Below are 16,558 nucleotides of genomic sequence, written 5' to 3'. Positions count from 1 at the left end.
AGCCATTACGCATCGTTAGGGTTAAGGATCGGTGAGTCCTCCGCCGTGCGTTCAGCTCGAAAGCGGGGAAAGCGAGCGATAGAAGGTCGGCGTCAGGCCGGCCTCGGCGCGTGCGCGATCGTTGAAGGGCGGCTTGACGTCGCCGCGGAAGCATTGGCGCACCAACTCCTGAAAACGCGCCGCCGGGTCGAGCCCCTGCCGGGCACATAGGAAGCGGAACCATTTGGCGCCGATCGCGACGTGCTTCTTCTCGTCGTTGTAGATGATTTCGAGGATCGCGGCCGTCTCCTCGTCACCTGCCTCGCGCAGCTTCACGAGCAGGGACGGCGTCACGTCCAGCCCGCGCGCCTCCAGAATCAGCGGCACCACTGCGAGCCGGGCGCCAAGGTCGTGGGCGGTGACGCCGACGGCCTGCCAGAGCCCGTCATGGGCGGGCTGCGCACCGTAGAAGGAGCCGAGTTCCACGAGCCGCGTCGACAGGAGGCGGAAATGCTTGGCCTCCTCCATCGCCACGGTCATCCAGCCATCGAAGAAGGAACGCGGCACGCGCTCGCCGGCAAAGCGCGCGACGATGTCGAGAGCGAGATCGATGGCGTTTAGCTCGATATGGGCGAGCGCGTGGATCATCGCGAGCCGCCCGTCCAGCGTGTGGGCGGAGCGGCGCGGGACATGCCGCGGTGCGACGAGGTCGGGCTTGGCCGGGCGCCCGGGGCGCGTCGGCAGCGGCCCGTCGGCGGGGGCGTGCAGGCCGAGGCGCCGCGCGAACCAGCGTGCCCCCGCGTCCTCCGTCAGCGCCAGCTTGTCCTCGAGGACGGGGGCCGAAAGAGCGGCGATGGCCGCGCCGCGCAGGCTGCGTGCGCAAGCGCTCACGCCAAGGCTCCAAGGGCGCGAGCGGTCTCCAGAACCTCCTCGGCATGGCCCTTCACCTTGACCTTCGACCAGAGGCGGGCGATCCGGCCGCCGGCGTCAACGAGCGCGGTCGCGCGTTCGACGCCCATATAGGTCCGCCCGTACATGCTCTTCTCGACCCAGAGCCCGAAGGCGCCGATCAGCGCCTTGTCCTCGTCGGCTGCTAGGCGGATGGTGAGGTCGTGCTTGGCGCGAAACTTGTCGTGCGAGGCGACGGGGTCGGGCGAGACACCGAGCACCTTGACGCCGATCTCCTCGAAGGCAGGCGAAAACGTCGAAAAGTCCTTCGCCTCGACCGTGCAACCGGCCGTGTCGTCCTTGGGGTAGAAATAGAGGACGAAGGGGCGGCCCTTGAAGTCGTCGAGCCCGATCGTGCCGCCGCCAGCCAGAGGCAGGGAGAAGTCGGGGCAGGGGTCGCCTTCGTGGATCGTCGGCATGGAACGCCTTCCTTTCGGCCATATGAAGTGGAAGATGTCTCCTACCGTATCCGTTCGATTCAGGCACTCCCGGCCGCGACCGGGCCGGGCCGACAAACCGAAAGCGGAGCGAAGCCGACGATGAACCTGCACATGATCGTATCCGGGTGTCCTCGCGCGTTGCGTCGCCTCTTCGATCGTGCAGCTGCCACCCTTCCGCGGGTCCTCGGCACGGTATGAGGCTCGCGGGTCGCCTTCTCGTCGCGGCGCTGAGCCTCGCGCTCGTTCTCGTCATACTGGCGCTCGGTGCCGTGGCCTTCGTGGTCTTCACAGAACCGGGCAATCGCTTCGCGCGCGAGCGGACGCAGGCGACGATCGCACGCCTTCTCGGCCCCTCCTATGTCGGCGATCTCGGCGAACAGAGCTTCGAGATGCGCGGGGACGGCACGCTCGCCATCGGCTGGGAAGGCGTGACGCTTTCGCGCGCGGACGGCACCGAACCGCCGACGCGCATCGACCGCATCGGCGTCGCCGTACGGCTGATGCCGCTTCTGGGCGGGGGGCTCGAATTCGGCAGGCTGGAGATCGAGGGCGCGGAGATCGATCTTGGCGCATTCCTTTCCGGCCAGTCGGCCGAGCCGCCGCAGGAAGGGCGTTCGGTCTCCCAGATGGCGGATGGCGCCGTCGTCGCGCTGGAGCGCCAGCTTTCGACGCTGAATGCCCTGCGCTTCGACGCGCTGGCGTTCCGCGACATCGCGATCGAGGGCCTTCCCGGCCCGCTCGGCGAGGGGCGGCCCGGCCATGTGCAGTTCGCCGAACTGCGCCGCGACGGCGGTGGCACGCTCGATCTTTCGGCGGCCGTCACGCTCGGCCGCCTTCCGCTGGCCTTGGACGGGCGGGCCGAGTTCGACGAGGATGCCCGGCTGGACGCTATCAGCCTGCGGTCCGGTCCGGTCGACCTCGGCCTCGTCGTGCCGCCTGGGCCGGCCGACGATCCGCGCGACGACCGCCCCTTCGCGACCGATGCAGATCTGGCCCTCACGATGAGCGTCTCGCGCTCGAGCGAGACCGATAAGCTTTCCTCCGAGCTCACGATGACCGTCGGGCCGGGCGCCGTGCAGGCGGGCCGGAACCACACCCGCGTCGAGGAGATCGCCCTGCGCCTTCGACACGAGGAGGGCGCCGACCGGATCGAGGTCGCGCCGAGCCGCATGCGCTTTGCCGACGTCTCCTTCGGCCTCACCGGCCAGGTGGAGGCCGTGGCGGGCGAAGACGGCGAGGAACTGCGCTTTGAGGCCGCGGCGCGCGATCTCGCCTCGCGCATCGGCTTGCCCGAGGAGGCGGACGAGCCGATACGGGCCGACGTCTCGGTCGCGGGCGTCGTCAACCTCTCGGCCGGGCGCTTCGAGCTTTCCAGCCTCGACCTTCGGTCCGGCGAAAACCGGCTGGCCGGGACGGGCGTACTCGACCTTTCGGCGCCTCAGGCCCGCAGCAGCCTGACGATCGAGGGCACCACCCTCGATGCCCCCACCGTCAAGGCGCTCTGGCCCTTCAACATCGCGGGCCGTGCGCGCGGCTGGGTGGTGGACAATCTCGGCGACGAGGGGCGGGTGCCGCAGGCATCGATCCGCCTCGATGTCGCGCGGGAGCGCTTCGGCCGTGCGTTCGGGCCCGGGGGCGAGGCCCGACCGCGCGAGATCGCCGTCGATGTCGCGGTCGAAGGGGCCGATCTCTCCACCCTCGGCGAACTTCCGCGCCTCTACAACACCAACGGCAATGTACGCCTGCGCGGCACGCGCACGGTCATCACCGCGCAGGACGCGATGATAGAGGGCCATGACGCGGCTGCGCTCGGCACCTCGACCCTGACTTTCACCAAGCCGCGCGACGGCAACCGGCGCGACGCGTTGCTGGACATCGCGATCGACGTCTCCGGGGGGGCAGGCGACCTCCTTCGCATCGCTGACGCACACCCGATCCGCGCCCTTCGCGCCCTCGACTTCACGCCGCAGGATGCGACGGGCACCGGACATGCCAAGGCCGATGTCTCGCTGCGGCTCAGCCAGGATCTCGAACCGGCTGACCAGCTTCAGGACTGGAGCGTGATCGCCGAGTTGATGGACGCTTCTGTCACGAAGCCCATCGAAGGACGGCGCTTCGAGCATCTGTCGGGGGAGGTTGCGGTCGACCCGGGCGCGGCGCGTGCCAATCTTACGGGCATGATGGATGCAATCCCCGCAACGATTGCGGCGAGCTTCCCCGTCGGCCAAAGCCCGACTGTGGAGCGGGCTGTGGACATCGACCTCGATATCTCCGCAAGCAAGGCGACCGAGATCGTGCCGGCGCTCGCCGGCTCGCTGGAGGGCTCCATCGCAGGCGAGCTGCGCCAGGACGCATCAGGCCTGCGCGCCACGCTCGACCTCACGCGCACCGGGCTCTCCATCCCGGCCATCGCCTGGCGCAAGGGGCCGGGCATCGCTGGTAAGCTCGACCTTTCGATCGAGCAGAACGGCGAAGAGATGCGGCTCGGCGACATGCGTCTGACGGGCGACGGATTCTCCGCAAGTGGCTCGGCCGTGGTCGACGGAAGAGGCCTTTCGTCTGCGCGGTTGGGCGACATCGCGCTGAACCCGGGGGATGCGGTTTCGCTGGCGATGCAGCGGAGCTCCAACGGGTTTTCGGTCTCGGTCGAGGGCACGCAGTTCGACGCCCGTCCGCTTCTCCAGCAATTGCGCAACGATGCCGGCCGCTCGCGCGAGCCGAACCGCAGCGGCCAGACCTTCGACATCGAGGCACGGATCGACCGCGTGCGCGGCTTCGACGAGCGGGTGATGGAGGGCGTCTCCGTCAACTACGCGAGCTACGAGGGGCGCGTCGCGGCGCTCTCCCTCACGGGCCGGATCGGGGCGGGCGTGGTGCGTGCGGACCTTTCGCCACGCGGCGAACGGCAGGCGATCCGCATCGCGAGCGAGGATCTGGGTGCCTTCGTTGGCTTTGCCGGCGTCTACGGAAACATGGACGGCGGTGCCGGCAGCCTCGATCTCTCGGGCACTGCCGAGGGGCGCTATGTCGGCCGCCTCCAACTCGCGAACTTCACCATCGTGGACGAGCCGCGCCTCGAGCGTTTCGTGGGCTCGTCTCCCGCGCCCGGGCAGCAGAGCCTCAGCCAGGCGGTCGGCAAGGATCTGCGCACGAGCCGCGCCTTCTTCGACCAGGCCTCGGCGGAGCTTCTTTATGCCGACGGCAGGCTCGCGGCGCGCAACGGCATCATCCGCGGGCCGATCTTCGGGTCGAGCTTCGAGGGCACACTCTACGACAGCCAGAGCCGCATCGACATCGCCGGCTCGTTCATGCCCGCCTATACGGTGAACCGCATCTTCGGCGCGCTGCCGCTGGTGGGCCAGATCCTGGGTAACGGCAACGAGGGCGGGCTCCTCGGGATCACCTACCAGCTCTCCGGCAATTTTGCCTCGCCGACGCTGACGGTGAACCCGATCTCGCTCGTCGCCCCCGGCGTCTTCCGGCAGATCTTCGAATACTGAAACAAAGAAAGGGCGCCCAGAGGGCGCCCCGGATTCGACGGCGGCCGGCCTGCGGTCAGGCCGGGCGCACGAGAACGTGCTTCTTGCGCCCGACCGAGAGCTTCACGACGCCTTCGCGAAGATCGGCGTCGTCGACCGTCTGGCGCTCATCCGAAACGGAGGCGTCGTTGACGCGCACCGCGCCGCCCTGGATGTGACGGCGCGCCTCGCCGTTGGAGCCGGCAAGGCCGGCTCGGACCAGTAGCGTCAAGACGCCAAGACCGCCCGAGAGTTCGCCGCGTGCGACCTCGATCGTCGGCAGATCCACTGCGAGCGAACCTTCCTCGAAGGCGATCCGCGCGGTTTCGGCGGACTTTTCGGCAGCTTCGCGTCCGTGAACGATGGCCGTCGCTTCCGTGGCGAGGATCTTCTTGGCCTCGTTGAGCTCCGATCCGCCGAGGCTCGCGAGCTTGGCGATCTCGTCCAGCGGCAGGCGCGTGAATATCTTCAGGAAGCGGCCTACATCGGCGTCCTCGGTGTTGCGCCAGTACTGCCAGAAATCATAGGGGCTGAAGAGGTCGCCGTTCAGCCACACGGCTCCGGAGGCGGACTTGCCCATCTTCTCGCCGGAGGACTTCGTCAGAAGCGGCGTCGTCAGCGCGTAGAGCTGCGGGCCGCCCATACGGTGCGACAGGTCGACGCCGTTGATGATGTTGCCCCATTGGTCCGAGCCGCCCATCTGCAACACGGTGCCGTAGCGCCGGTTAAGCTCGGTGAAGTCGTAACCCTGCATGATCATGTAGTTGAATTCGAGAAAGCTCAGCGACTGCTCGCGGTCGAGCCTGAGCTTCACCGAATCGAAGGACAGCATGCGGTTGACGGAGAAGTGCCGGCCGACGTCCCGCAGGAATTCGAGGTAGTTGAGCTTCAAAAGCCATTCGGCATTGTTGACCATGATGGCGGGGTTGGAGCCGCCGTAGTTCAGGATGTTGCCGAAGACCCGCTGGATGCCGTCGATGTTCGTCTGGATCTGCTCAGGGGTCAGGAGCTGGCGCTGGTCGTCGCGGAACGACGGATCGCCCACCATCGACGTGCCCCCGCCCATGAGGCTGATCGCCTTGTGGCCGGTCTCCTGCAGCCAGTAGAGCATGGTGACGGTGATCAAATTGCCGATGTGGATCGACGTCGCGGTCGCGTCGTAGCCGACATAGCCGGTGATCGGTCCCTTCATCGCAAGCGCGTCGAGGCCCTCGGGGTCCGAGATCTGATGGATGAAGCCCCGCTCGTCGAGAACGCGCAGGAAATCGGACTTGTACTGGCTCATCGGGTGGTCTTCCGGAACATGCGTGTGCTGGGGAACGCGGGGAGCGCGCTCCCGTCTGGCTATTTCAGGCGCTTGGGCTGAGCGCCGGGCGTCAGCTCGCCGACAAGGCGCCGGTCGAGATAGTCCGCGCACTCCGCCATCAGTTCGGGCATGTGATCGGAAAAGAAGTGGTTCGCGCCCTCGATCGTCTTCTGGGTGATGAGGATGCCCTTCTGCGTCTTCAGCTTCTCGACCAGCGTCTGGACGTCCTTCGGCGGCGCCACCCGGTCCTTCTCGCCGTGGATGATGAGGCCCGAGGACGGGCAGGGGGCGAGGAAGGAGAAGTCGTAGGAATTGGGCTGCGGCGAGATCGACATGAAGCCCTCGATCTCCGGACGGCGCATCAGGAGTTGCATGCCGATCCAGGCGCCGAAGGAATATCCGGCCACCCAGCAGTTCTTGGAGTCGGGGTGGAGCGCCTGCACCCAGTCGAGCGCGGCGGCCGCGTCCGACAGTTCGCCCGCCCCGTGGTCGAACTCGCCCTGGCTGCGGCCGATGCCGCGGAAGTTGAAGCGCAGCGTGGTGAAGCCTCGCTCCTGGAACATGTAAAAGAGCTGGTAGACGATCTGGTTGTTCATCGTCCCGCCGAAGCGCGGATGCGGATGCAGGACGATGGCGATCGGGGCGTTCTTTTCCTTCGCCGCCTGATAGCGGCCCTCGATGCGCCCAGCCGGGCCGTTGAAGATGACTTCGGGCATTCTCTTGTCCTATAGGATCGACCGGCGGTCGGTGGCTCCGCCTTGACGGAGGATAGGCAGCCTCGTACGTTCCAGTTTAGAACAATTCAAAACTACGCGATGTCCGTGACGGCGCTATGTAGTCCGTGGCATGACGCGAATTCAAGAAATTTGCGCATGGGCGCCGATTTCGAAGGGGAGCCGACCAACGCGATGACGCACGGCGCATCCCGTTTGTATTTCGATCACAACGCCTCCGCCCCGCTTCTGCCGGAGGCGCGCGAGGCGCTGCTCGAAGCGCTTGACGCAGGCGGCAATCCGTCTTCCGTGCACGCCGAGGGGCGGCGCGCGCATGCGACCGTGGAACATGCACGTGAGGCCGTGGCCGCGCTCGTCGGCGCCGAGCCGGCTTGTGTCGTCTTCACCAGCGGCGCCACCGAGGCGGCCAATCTCGCGCTGACGCCGGACTGGACCCGCAGCGGCGAGGCTCTGCGCCGCGAAAGGCTCGCAGTGTGCGCGGGGGATCATCCCTGCCTGACGGCGGGCGGGCGCTTCGATCCGGCGGCGGTCGAGGAACTGGACGTCGATGCGCGCGGCGTGATCGATGGCTCGATGCTTCGCGCGTGGGCCGGGCAGGGCGCCCCCGGACTTCTGGCCTTCGCGCTCGCCAACAACGAAAGCGGCGTCGTCCAGCCGGTCGATCCCGTTCGAGAAGGCCTCGCCGGCTCGGACACGATGGTCGTCGTCGATGCGGTGCAGGCGGCAGGGCGCATGCCGCTCCACATCGCCTCGCTCGGCGCGGATGCGCTGATCCTTTCCGGTCACAAGATCGGCGCGGCGACGGGCGTCGGCGCCCTCGTCCTGCGGGACGAACACACCGCGCCGGCCCGGCTGTTGCGCGGAGGTGCGCAGGAAGGCCGTCTGCGCGCCGGAACGCAGGCCGTCGCCGCGATCGCGTCCTTCGGCGCGGCAGCCAGGATCGCCCTTCGGCGCACAAATACTGAGCGCGCGGCGATGCTCGCAATGCGCGAACGGCTGGAGGCTCGTCTGCGAGGCGCGTCGCCTGAGGCGGTCTTCGTTGGCGAGGGCGCCGTGCGCCTGCCGAACACCCTGCTCGTCGCCGCGCCCGGCCTTCGCGGCGAAACCGCGCAGATCGCGCTCGACCTGCAGGGCTTCGCCGTCTCGTCCGGCTCGGCTTGCGCGTCGGGCAAGGTAGACGTCAGCCCCGTCCTGTCCGCCTACGCCCGAGGCGGACTCGCGATCGAGCCTGCGCTCGGCGCTGTCCGCATCAGTTTCGGCTTCGAGACGACAGACGCCGAGATCGATGCTATGGCCGACGCCATCGCGGGCCTGCTTGGCAGAGCGCGTGCGAGAGAGGCCGCATGATCGGCAGCGGTCGGCGTTAAACTTGTGCTCTGACTTCAAGTTTGATGCTGGCGTGCCCATTTGAACGATTATAAAGAGGCGTGAATCGCGCCTGCCCCGTCCACCGGGCTTTGAACCCGGCGAGTATGGAGACGACCAATGCCTGCAGTCCAGGAAACCATCGATCAGGTCCGCCGCATCGATGTCGATCAGTATAAATACGGCTTCGAGACGCTGATCGAGATGGACGTGGCCCCGAAGGGCCTGAACGAAGACATCATCCGCCTGATCTCGTCCAAGAAGAACGAGCCGGAATGGATGCTCGAATGGCGCCTGGCCGCCTTCGAGCGCTGGAAGACGATGGAGAGCCCGTCCTGGGCGCGCCTCGACTATCCCGAGATCGATTTCCAGGACATCCATTATTACGCCGCGCCGAAGTCGATGAGCGGTCCCGCCTCGCTCGACGAGGTGGATCCGGAAATCCTGCGCACCTACGAGAAGCTCGGGATCCCGCTGAAGGAGCAGGAAATCCTGGCAGGCGTGCGCCGGGCGGACGAGCCGTCGACGCTCGACGAGGACGGCGAGCCGACCGAGAACGGATACGGCCGAAAGGTCGCGGTCGATGCGGTGTTCGATTCCGTCTCGGTTGCCACGACCTTCAAGAAGGAGCTCGAGAAAGCCGGCGTGATCTTCATGCCGATCTCCGAGGCGTTGCGCGAGCACCCCGAACTCGTGAAGAAGTATCTCGGCTCGGTCGTGCCCGTGTCCGACAACTTCTTCGCCACGCTGAATTCCGCCGTCTTCACGGACGGCTCCTTCGTCTACGTGCCGCCGGGCGTCCGCTGCCCGATGGAGCTGTCGACCTATTTCCGCATCAACGAGCGCAACACCGGCCAGTTCGAGCGCACGCTGATCATCGCTGACAAGGGTTCTTACGTTTCGTATCTGGAGGGCTGCACGGCGCCCCAGCGCGACGAGAACCAGCTTCACGCCGCCGTCGTCGAGCTCGTCGCGCTCGACGATGCCGAGATCAAATACTCCACCGTCCAGAACTGGTATCCGGGCGACAAGGAAGGCAAGGGCGGCATCTACAACTTCGTCACCAAGCGCGGCGACTGCCGGGGCGCGAACTCGCGCATCTCGTGGACTCAGGTCGAGACGGGCTCGGCGATCACCTGGAAGTACCCGTCCTGCATCCTGCGCGGCGACAATTCGCGCGGAGAGTTCTACTCGATCGCGGTGTCCAACGGGCGCCAGCAGATCGACTCGGGCACGAAGATGATCCATCTCGGCAAGAACACGTCGAGCCGCATTATCTCCAAGGGCATCTCGGCCGGGCAGTCCAACAACACCTATCGCGGGCAGGTGACGGCGCAGCGCCGCGCGGCGAACGCACGCAACTTCACCCAGTGCGACTCGCTCCTGATTGGCGAAGAGTGCGGCGCGCACACCGTGCCCTACATCGAGTCCAAGAACTCGACCGCGCAGTTCGAGCATGAGGCGACGACCTCGAAGATTTCCGAGGACCAGCTGTTCTACTGCATGCAGCGCGGCATCCCCGAAGAGGAGGCCGTGGCGCTGATCGTCAACGGCTTCGTCAAGGACGTCATCCAGCAGCTTCCGATGGAATTCGCCGTCGAGGCCCAGAAGCTCATCGGCATCTCGCTCGAGGGGAGCGTGGGATGATCGAGGGGATCGACGTCGAAGGGCGCTGCTCCTGCGGCGCCGTTCACATGACGGTGCGCGGGCATCTCGTCGCAATGGCCGAATGCTGGTGCGACGATTGCCAGAAGGAGACCGGAGGCGGTTCAACGCGCAGCGTTATCGTGGCATCCGAGCATGTCGAGATGTCCGGCCGGGACATAGGCGAGCATCGACGTGCCTCTGATCGCGGCTCGCAGGTGGTACGCCGCTTCTGCCGCTCCTGCGGTGACGTGATGATGGCCGATGTCGAGGATATGCCCTTCAGCGCCGTGCGCCTTGGCGCGCCAGACAATCGTTCCTTCTTCCGGCCGCAAATGGTGCTCTTCACGAAATCCGCGCCGGCCTGGGCACCGTTCCCCGAGGGCGCACAACTCTTTGAAACGCAGCCCGCCGCTGCCGACTAACATTCGCACGACGAGAGACATTCGATGCTGGAAATCCGTAACCTCCACGCGCGCGTCGCGGACACTGAAACCGAGATCCTGCGTGGCCTCGACCTGACGGTCGAAGATGGCGAGGTTGCCGCGATCATGGGGCCGAACGGCTCCGGCAAGTCCACGCTGTCCTACATCATCGCAGGCCGCGAGGACTACGAGGTCACCGGTGGCGACATCCTCTACAACGGCGATTCGATCCTCGAGATGGACGCCGCCGAACGCGCTGCCTCGGGCGTCTTCCTCGCCTTCCAGTATCCGCTGGAGATTCCGGGCGTCGCCACGATGACGTTCCTGAAGACGGCGCTGAACTCGCAGCGCAAGGCGCGCGGCGAAGCCGAACTGACGACGCCGGACTTCATGCGCCGCGTGAAGGCTTCGGCGGCCGATCTCAAGATCGACGCCGATATGCTCAAGCGTCCGCTCAATGTCGGCTTCTCCGGTGGCGAGAAGAAGCGCGCCGAGATTCTGCAGATGGCGCTTCTGGAGCCAAAGCTCTGCGTCATGGACGAGACCGATTCCGGCCTCGACATCGACGCGCTGAAGATCGTGGCGGACGGCGTGAATGCGCTGCGCTCGCCCGAGCGCTCCTTCCTCGTCATCACGCACTATCAGCGCCTGCTGGACTACATCGTGCCGGACAAGGTCCACGTCCTCTACAAGGGGCGGATCATCAAGTCGGGCGACAAGAATCTCGCGCTGCAGCTCGAAAACGAAGGCTACGCGCAGATCATCGGCGAGGCGGCCTGATACGATGTCCCTGACGAACAAGACCGTGACGACGCCGGTTGAGACGGCACTCGTCGAGCGCGCGGAGGCGAGCGGTGCGGTGGCCGATGCGGGCCGCAAGGACGCGATCGAGGCGCTGCGCGCCTATGGTCTGCCGAACCGCCGGGTCGAGGCGTGGCACTACACGGATCTGCGCGCGCTGATGGGCCGCGTGCCGGCGGCCGCCGGCGCCGAGGCGCCTGCCACGAGTTTCCTGACGCCGTTCCTGCCGCACAGCCTCGTCGTCGAACTGGGCGCCGAGCCTGCGGGCAACGACGCTCATCCGGGCCTGGCCATCGCGCGCGGTGACGGCGCGGCCGACTGGCGCGAGACGGCCAATCACCTCGACCGCGAGGTCGACACGATCCGCGTCGTCAACGCGGCGCTGGGCGCCACCGGCACGGCGATCAAGGTTGCGGCCGGAGCCGATGTCGACACGCCGATCGAACTGCGCCCGGAGCCGCGTGCCGAAGGCGCGCACGGCTACGCGACGTTGAACATTGGCACCAGGGCCAAGGCCGTCGTCGTCGAGCGCGCGGCGCCTGGCGCTGCCGGCGCCGTCTCCTCGACCGTCAGCTCCGTCGAACTCGAAGAGGGTGCGGAGATCCTCTGGATCGTCGTTCAGGAGAAGGGCACGGACGAGACGCATCTCGGTCAGCTGAACGTTCGTCTCGGCGCTGATTCGAAGCTGCGGCTCTTCGTGCTCAATGCTGGCGGTGCGGTCGTGCGACAGGAGATCCACGCCGAGACGGTCGGCGAGGGTGCCGACATCCAGATCCGCGGCGTGAACCTCCTCCAGTCCGGCCAGCATGTGGACGTGACCTCGACGCTGTACCACAACGTCGCGCACACCACCTCGACCGAGGTCTTCCGCAACGTCGTCACCGGCGGGCATAGCGTGTTCCAAGGCATGATCCGGGTGGCGAAGGGCGCGCAGAAGACTGACGCGAAGCTCGCCTGCAACTCGCTGCTTCTGTCGGACGAGGGCGATTTCTCGGCTAAACCAGAACTCGAGATCTTCGCCGACGACGTGGTGTGTGGTCACGGCGCGACGGCGGGCGAGATCAACGCCGATCACCTCTTCTACCTGATGAGCCGGGGCATTCCCGAGCACATGGCGCGCGCGCTGCTGGTGAAGGCCTTCGTCGACGAGGTGGTCGAGGAGATCGAGCACGAGGCGGCGGTCGAAGCGCTGGAAGCGCGCATCGACGCGTGGCTCGCGGTGGAGCGCCCGGCGCAGCAGCAGACGGCGGCCTGAAGCGGCCGCAGGCGGAGGTCCGCACGATGGACGATCAGACGAGACCATACGATGTCGAGGCGATCCGCCGCGACTTCCCGATTTTGTCGACGCAGGTCTACGGCAAGCCGCTCGTCTATCTCGACAGCGGCGCCTCGGCGCAAAAGCCGAAGGCGGTTCTGGATGCGATCCAGAGCGCCTACGCGAACGACTATTCGAACGTCCATCGCGGGCTACACTATCTCTCGAACCGCGCGACGGATGCGTTCGAAGCCGCGCGCGAGACGGTGCGCGCGTTCCTGAATGCGGGTGGCGCCGAGGAGATCGTCTTCACGCGATCGGCGACCGAGGCGATCAACCTCGTCGCATACGGCTACGGCATGCCGGAGATCGGCGAGGGCGATGAGATCGTCCTCACGATCATGGAGCACCACTCCAACATCGTGCCCTGGCACTTCATCCGGGAGCGGCAGGGTGCGAAGCTCATCTTTGTGCCGGTCGAGGACGACGGTTCGATTTCGGTCGAGGCTTTCGAACGGGCGATCACGCCTCGCACGAAGCTCGTCGCCATGACGCACATGTCGAACGTTCTCGGCACGGTGACGCCGGTCAAGGAGGTGACGGCGCTGGCGCATTCGCGCGGCATTCCCGTTCTCGTCGACGGCAGCCAGGGGGCCGTGCACCTTACGGTCGACGTCCAGGATCTCGACTGCGACTTCTACGTCTTCACCGGCCACAAGGTGTACGGCCCGACGGGGATCGGCGTCCTCTACGGCAAGGCGGAGATGCTGCGGCGCATGCGCCCCTTCAACGGCGGCGGCGAGATGATCGTCGACGTCAGCGAGGATGCGATCACCTATGCCGATCCGCCGCACCGTTTCGAGGCCGGCACGCCGCCGATCGTCCAGGCGATCGGGCTGGGCGCCGCTCTCGATTACATGCGGGAGGTCGGCCGGGATGCGATCCGTGCGCATGAAGAGTCCCTTCGGGACTATGCGCACGAACGGTTGCGCGCCATCAACGCGCTGCGCATCTACGGGGATGCGCCCGGCAAGGGGGCCATCGTCTCCTTCGACCTCGAAGGCATCCATGCACACGACGTGTCGATGGTGATCGACCGCGAGGGCGTCGCGGTGCGTGCCGGCACCCATTGCGCGCAGCCGCTGTTGAAGCGCTTCGGCGCAACCTCTACATGCCGAGCGTCCTTCGGCATGTACAACACGAAAGCGGAGGTCGACCGCCTGGCGGAAGCGCTTGAGAAGGCGCGGCGGTTCTTCGCCTGAGGATGACGAGATGAGCGACGATATTGCGACGGCGAACGTGGCGATGGCGCAGGGCGGCGCTACCGACTCTGCGATCCCGGCCGAAGAACTGGCGCGCCTGACCGACGATATCGTCGCCGCGCTGAAGACCGTCTACGACCCCGAGATCCCGGCCGACATCTACGAGCTCGGCCTGATCTACAAGATCGACATCGACGACGACCGAAACGTCGACGTGCAGATGACGCTCACCGCGCCCGGTTGCCCGGTGGCCGGCGAGATGCCGATCTGGGTCGAGAACGCGGTGTCGTCGGTCGAGGGTATTCAGGCGGCTCGTGTGGAACTCGTATTCGATCCTCCTTGGACGCCCGAGCGTATGAGCGAGGAAGCGCAGGTGGCGGTCGGCTGGTTCTGATCGCTTCTTGCCAAGACTGGCGGCCGGGGCCATTTTCGGGCCAGCCGCCAAATTGCATTGAAAGGGGCCGACGATGGGCCGTTTCTCCGTTCTGACAATGACCGACGCCGCGGCCAGCCGCGTCAACGCGATCGTGGCCGGCAAAGGCGGCGATGCGCTCGGCATCCGTGTCGGCGTCAAGAAGGGTGGCTGCGCGGGGATGGAATACACGATCGACCTCGCGACCAATTCCAAGCCGGGCGAGGATCAGGTGGAACGCGACGGCGCGCGCGTCTTCGTCGCGCCCGAGGCAGTTCTTTTCCTGCTCGGCACCGAAATGGACTACGAAGAGACGGTGCTGCGCTCCGGGTTCACCTTCCGCAATCCGAACCAGACGTCGGCCTGCGGCTGTGGCGAATCGGTGGAACTGCAGAAAGCCGACCTCGACGCGCTGGCGGCCGCTCAGGCCTGATCCGTCCATGATGGACGAAGAGCATCTTCGCGATCTCTTCGCTTCACTTTCCGATGTCCGTATCCGCCGAATGTTCGGCGGGCAGGGCATCTACAGCGGCGAAACCATCGTTGCGCTCGTCATCCGCGACCGCCTTTATCTGAAGACCGACGAGGCGACGCAGCCCTTCTTCGAAAATGAGGGCTGCGAGCGGTGGACCTATGCCCGCGAGGGAAAGGGCGCCGTCGCGATGCCCTATCACGCAGCGCCTGAAAGCGTCTTTGACGACCCGGACGACATGGCGCTCTGGGCCGAGCGCGCCCTTCAAGCCGGGCTTGCCGCACGAAAAACGCCGCGGCGTTCAAGCGCGCGGCGTTCGCGAAAGTAGCTAAAGGACAGCGCCGCTCAGGCGCCGGTCTGGATCAGCATGAAAGCCGGCACGTCATCGCCGAAGCCGACAGGCGCCTTATCATCGTCTCGCGAACCGCCGCGACGGTTGCCGGATTCGGGGCGGCCGGGAGGCTGAGCCGTGGGCGCCTCGTCGGCCACGACGACTGGTGATGCTTCGGCCGCCGCGCGACGCCCGCCGCGCGCACGGCGCGGCTTGGGCTCCACCATGACGTCGATCGCGGCCTCGTGAGCGTCCATCTCGACGTCACCTGCCTCGACATCGTTCACCTCGGGCTCAGCGTCGGGCTCGGCCCGCTTGCGTGAACGCGAGGCGCTGCGCGAACGCGTGCGCTCTCCCGTGGCGCTGGAAGCAGAACGGCGGGCCCGGCCGCGTCCGCCCTCGCGGTCCTCTACGTCCTCCGACGCGGGAACGGAGGAAAGGTCGCCGTCCTTCCACTCGATCTCGCGCGCAATCAGGCTCTGGATCGCGTCGAGATATTTGCCATCGGCCTTCGTGACGAGCGTGTAGGCCTTACCCGAGCGACCGGCCCGGCCGGTGCGGCCGATGCGGTGGACATAGTCCTCGGCATGGATCGGAACGTCGAAATTGAAGACGTGGCTCACCATGGGAATGTCGAGGCCGCGCGCCGCGACGTCAGAGGCCACAAGAAGCCTGATCTTGTTGTCACGGAAGCCCTGCAAAGTCGCGGTTCGCGAACGCTGGTCCATGTCGCCGTGCAGGGCGCCGACGGAATAGCCGTGCTTCTCAAGCGACCGGAAAAGCAGCGAGACATCGCGCTTGCGGTTGCAGAAGATGATCGCATTCGTCAGGTCATCGCCCTGCTCGTCGATCACCTTCCGGAGCGTTGCGCGCTTCTCGTAGTCCTCCTTGCGGGAGGCGACGATGCGCTGCTCGACCGTCTGGGCCGTCGACGAGGCCTTCGCCACCTCGACGCGGACCGGGTTCTGCAGGAACTGTTCGGTAAGGCGCGTGATCTCCGGCGGCATGGTGGCCGAGAAGAACAGCGTCTGTCGCGTGAAGGGGATCATCTTGCAGATGCGTTCGATGTCCGGGATGAAGCCCATGTCGAGCATCCGGTCGGCCTCGTCGATGACGAGAATCTCGACGCCTGTCATCAGAAGGCGGCCGCGCTCGAAATGATCGAGCAGGCGGCCCGGCGTTGCGATCAGGACGTCGACGCCGCGGTCGAGTTTCTTGATCTGCTCGTCGAAGGAGACGCCGCCGATGAGGAGCGCGACATCGACCTTGGAGTTCTTGCCGTACTTGACGAAGTTCTCTTCCACCTGCGCCGCGAGTTCGCGCGTCGGCTCGAGGATCAGCGTGCGCGGCATGCGCGCCCTTGCGCGACCCTTCTCCAGTAGCGTCAGCATCGGCAGCACGAAGGAGGCCGTCTTACCCGTGCCCGTCTGCGCAATGCCCAGAACGTCCCGTCGCTCCAGCGCGTGCGGGATCGCCTGAGCCTGGATCGGGGTGGGTTCCGTGTAACCTGCGTCTTCTACGGCAGACAGAACCTTGGCGCTGAGGCCGAGTTCGGAAAAGGGCATTGAGGTGGCGGTTCTCTTCTGTGCGGAAAAGGGGGCGATGCCAGTCGTCCGTCCGCCGTGGCGATACGCACAGGCACTTGCCAAGTCAAGCTTGGCGGCCA

The 16,558-nt window shown here is 66.4% G+C and carries 15 protein-coding genes; 10 read left to right on the top strand and 5 right to left on the bottom strand.

Annotated elements, in window-relative coordinates:
• Window positions 1-51 precede the first annotated feature (51 nt).
• Both H1343_RS09635 and H1343_RS09630 read right to left on the bottom strand, forming a co-directional pair.
• Entirely contained in the window at window positions 52-870 is an 819-nt protein-coding gene (locus tag H1343_RS09635) for a ferritin-like domain-containing protein (protein ID WP_185982713.1), read from the bottom strand.
• Window positions 867-1,346 carry a peroxiredoxin gene (locus tag H1343_RS09630; protein WP_185982712.1) on the bottom strand — a complete coding sequence of 160 codons (480 nt, stop codon included), beginning with the start codon at window positions 1,344-1,346 and terminating at the stop codon, window positions 867-869. Before H1343_RS09630 ends, H1343_RS09635 begins: the two co-directional genes overlap by 4 nt.
• 215 nt (window positions 1,347-1,561) lie before the next feature.
• On the opposite strand from H1343_RS09630, the gene H1343_RS09625 reads away from it, so the two are divergent.
• Window positions 1,562-4,867: an AsmA-like C-terminal region-containing protein gene (locus tag H1343_RS09625; RefSeq protein ID WP_185982711.1), complete on the top strand. Its 3,306-nt coding sequence runs from the start codon at window positions 1,562-1,564 to the stop codon at window positions 4,865-4,867.
• A gap of 55 nt (window positions 4,868-4,922) precedes the next feature.
• Here H1343_RS09625 and tyrS read toward each other — a convergent pair whose 3' ends face one another.
• Together tyrS and H1343_RS09615 are read right to left on the bottom strand one after the other, a co-directional pair.
• Window positions 4,923-6,170: a tyrosine--tRNA ligase gene (tyrS, locus tag H1343_RS09620; RefSeq protein WP_185982710.1), complete on the bottom strand. Its 1,248-nt coding sequence runs from the start codon at window positions 6,168-6,170 to the stop codon at window positions 4,923-4,925.
• 59 nt (window positions 6,171-6,229) lie between these two features.
• Complete coding sequence (locus H1343_RS09615; protein WP_185982709.1) at window positions 6,230-6,907, bottom strand: alpha/beta hydrolase; 678 nt, start codon at window positions 6,905-6,907, stop codon at window positions 6,230-6,232.
• A 99-nt stretch (window positions 6,908-7,006) separates the two neighbouring features.
• Here H1343_RS09615 and H1343_RS09610 point away from each other — a divergent pair, with 99 nt between their 5' ends.
• The 9 genes from H1343_RS09610 (at window position 7,007) to H1343_RS09570 (ending at window position 14,889) form a co-directional block, all read left to right on the top strand.
• A complete protein-coding gene (locus tag H1343_RS09610; protein ID WP_246332911.1) occupies window positions 7,007-8,272 on the top strand; it encodes a cysteine desulfurase family protein in 1,266 nt (421 codons plus the stop codon).
• 138 nt (window positions 8,273-8,410) lie between these two features.
• Window positions 8,411-9,937: a Fe-S cluster assembly protein SufB gene (sufB, locus tag H1343_RS09605; protein ID WP_185982708.1), complete on the top strand. Its 1,527-nt coding sequence runs from the start codon at window positions 8,411-8,413 to the stop codon at window positions 9,935-9,937.
• On the top strand, window positions 9,934-10,359 hold the full coding sequence (locus tag H1343_RS09600; RefSeq protein ID WP_185982707.1) for a GFA family protein: 426 nt from the start codon (window positions 9,934-9,936) through the stop codon (window positions 10,357-10,359). Before sufB ends, H1343_RS09600 begins: the two co-directional genes overlap by 4 nt.
• 24 nt (window positions 10,360-10,383) lie before the next feature.
• Window positions 10,384-11,139, top strand: coding sequence for a Fe-S cluster assembly ATPase SufC (gene sufC, locus H1343_RS09595; protein WP_185982706.1), 756 nt, complete (start codon window positions 10,384-10,386; stop codon window positions 11,137-11,139).
• Between the two features lie 4 nt (window positions 11,140-11,143).
• Window positions 11,144-12,415 (top strand): Fe-S cluster assembly protein SufD, encoded by a 1,272-nt coding sequence (gene sufD, locus H1343_RS09590; RefSeq protein ID WP_185982705.1) that lies wholly within the window; start codon window positions 11,144-11,146, stop codon window positions 12,413-12,415.
• Window positions 12,416-12,441: 26 nt separating this feature from the next.
• Entirely contained in the window at window positions 12,442-13,677 is a 1,236-nt protein-coding gene (locus tag H1343_RS09585; protein WP_185982704.1) for a cysteine desulfurase, read from the top strand.
• 10 nt (window positions 13,678-13,687) lie between these two features.
• Window positions 13,688-14,071, top strand: coding sequence for an SUF system Fe-S cluster assembly protein (locus tag H1343_RS09580; RefSeq protein WP_185982703.1), 384 nt, complete (start codon window positions 13,688-13,690; stop codon window positions 14,069-14,071).
• Between the two features lie 73 nt (window positions 14,072-14,144).
• Window positions 14,145-14,522 (top strand): Fe-S cluster assembly scaffold SufA, encoded by a 378-nt coding sequence (sufA, locus tag H1343_RS09575; RefSeq protein ID WP_185982702.1) that lies wholly within the window; start codon window positions 14,145-14,147, stop codon window positions 14,520-14,522.
• 7 nt (window positions 14,523-14,529) lie between these two features.
• Window positions 14,530-14,889 carry a TfoX/Sxy family protein gene (locus tag H1343_RS09570; RefSeq protein ID WP_246332902.1) on the top strand — a complete coding sequence of 120 codons (360 nt, stop codon included), beginning with the start codon at window positions 14,530-14,532 and terminating at the stop codon, window positions 14,887-14,889.
• A gap of 17 nt (window positions 14,890-14,906) precedes the next feature.
• Here the strand turns inward: H1343_RS09570 and H1343_RS09565 are convergent, their stop codons facing one another.
• Window positions 14,907-16,457, bottom strand: a complete 1,551-nt coding sequence (locus H1343_RS09565; protein WP_185982701.1) for a DEAD/DEAH box helicase — start codon at window positions 16,455-16,457, stop codon at window positions 14,907-14,909.
• Window positions 16,458-16,558 lie beyond the last annotated feature (101 nt).

Origin of the sequence: Aureimonas mangrovi, assembly GCF_014058705.1 — a bacterium.
GTDB classification, from domain to species: Bacteria; Pseudomonadota; Alphaproteobacteria; order Rhizobiales; family Rhizobiaceae; genus Aureimonas; species Aureimonas mangrovi.
The sequence above is the reverse complement of the archived record's forward strand: the minus strand, read 5'-3'. Positions and strand labels throughout refer to the sequence as shown.

Coding starts and splice junctions, on each gene's coding strand:
- H1343_RS09580 (WP_185982703.1), top strand. CDS start 13,688: ATGAGCGACGATATTGCGACGGCGAACGTGGCGATGGCGCAGGGCGGC.
- H1343_RS09600 (WP_185982707.1), top strand. CDS start 9,934: ATGATCGAGGGGATCGACGTCGAAGGGCGCTGCTCCTGCGGCGCCGTT.
- tyrS (WP_185982710.1), bottom strand. CDS start 6,170: ATGAGCCAGTACAAGTCCGATTTCCTGCGCGTTCTCGACGAGCGGGGC.
- sufD (WP_185982705.1), top strand. CDS start 11,144: ATGTCCCTGACGAACAAGACCGTGACGACGCCGGTTGAGACGGCACTC.
- sufA (WP_185982702.1), top strand. CDS start 14,145: ATGGGCCGTTTCTCCGTTCTGACAATGACCGACGCCGCGGCCAGCCGC.
- sufB (WP_185982708.1), top strand. CDS start 8,411: ATGCCTGCAGTCCAGGAAACCATCGATCAGGTCCGCCGCATCGATGTC.
- H1343_RS09610 (WP_246332911.1), top strand. CDS start 7,007: ATGTCCGTGACGGCGCTATGTAGTCCGTGGCATGACGCGAATTCAAGA.
- H1343_RS09625 (WP_185982711.1), top strand. CDS start 1,562: ATGAGGCTCGCGGGTCGCCTTCTCGTCGCGGCGCTGAGCCTCGCGCTC.
- H1343_RS09570 (WP_246332902.1), top strand. CDS start 14,530: ATGATGGACGAAGAGCATCTTCGCGATCTCTTCGCTTCACTTTCCGAT.
- H1343_RS09565 (WP_185982701.1), bottom strand. CDS start 16,457: ATGCCCTTTTCCGAACTCGGCCTCAGCGCCAAGGTTCTGTCTGCCGTA.
- H1343_RS09630 (WP_185982712.1), bottom strand. CDS start 1,346: ATGCCGACGATCCACGAAGGCGACCCCTGCCCCGACTTCTCCCTGCCT.
- H1343_RS09585 (WP_185982704.1), top strand. CDS start 12,442: ATGGACGATCAGACGAGACCATACGATGTCGAGGCGATCCGCCGCGAC.
- H1343_RS09615 (WP_185982709.1), bottom strand. CDS start 6,907: ATGCCCGAAGTCATCTTCAACGGCCCGGCTGGGCGCATCGAGGGCCGC.
- sufC (WP_185982706.1), top strand. CDS start 10,384: ATGCTGGAAATCCGTAACCTCCACGCGCGCGTCGCGGACACTGAAACC.